This window comes from Weizmannia sp. CD-2023 (assembly GCF_036225245.1).
Classification (GTDB): domain Bacteria; phylum Bacillota; class Bacilli; order Bacillales; family Bacillaceae_C; genus Weizmannia; species Weizmannia faecalis.
Window position 1 is genome coordinate 1 of sequence record NZ_JARTJQ010000122.1, and the last position, 962, is coordinate 962.

Annotated in this window: 1 protein-coding gene; it reads left to right on the forward strand. The window is 34.6% G+C overall.

The annotated features are described in order from the left end of the window. Nucleotides 1–196: 196 nt before the first annotated feature. Nucleotides 197–962: transposase (locus tag P9687_RS16135; protein WP_328228928.1), on the forward strand; the 766-nt coding region annotated here is incomplete at its 3' end.

The following is a 962-nucleotide window of genomic DNA, read 5'->3' on the forward strand; positions in this document are numbered from 1 at the left end:
AGATTGCGGCTGTTCTAGTTGGAATCCCATTTTCTTTTTGATATTGCTCCAATTTTTCTAATATCGTCTTAGGCATACGAATTTCTACACGTTCTTTCTCTTCTCTCATGATTATCACCTCATATTGATTGTACGGATTTTTTACGATATAATCAATATATACGAAATTTTTCCGCACAAAGTGAGGTGAATTGATATGGCCAAGCAAAACAAAGCTTTCAAGTTTCGTTTGTTACCAAACAAAGAACAATCCGCATTATTAGCTAAGACATTTGGTTGTGTTCGCTTTGTCTACAATAAGATGTTAGCTGAACGCAAAGAAACGTATGAAAAGTTCAAGGATGATAAAGAATTGCTTAAAAAGCAAAAGTTTCCGACCCCTGCAAAATATAAAAGTGAATTTCCATTCCTAAAAGAAGTGGATTCTTTAGCTTTGGCAAATGCACAAATGAACTTACAGACTGCTTATAAGAATTTCTTTGAAGGAAATGCGGATTTTCCAAAGTTCAAAAATCGTAAAGCAAAACAATCCTATACAACTAATATGGTCAACGGAAATATTAAGCTAGAAAATGGTCATATCAAACTGCCAAAAATCAAAAAGCCAATAAAAATGAAACAGCATAGAGAGATACCTGCTGATTATAAAATCAAATCTTGCACTATTTCTAAAACAAAGACAGGCAAATACTACATTTCAATTTTGACAGAATATGAGAAAGATATTCGTCCAGTTAAAATACAGAAAGTTGTTGGTTTGGATTTTGCTATGGATGGTCTATATGTCGAGAGTGAACAGGGTAAGAAAGCCAATTACCCACGTTACTATCGGCAAGCCTTAGATAAATTAGCAAAAGCACAACGAATTCTTTCTCGGAGAAAGAAAGGTTCTGCACGTTGGAACAAGCAACGACTAGTAGTGGCTAAATTACATGAGAAAGTGGCGAACCAACGCATGACTT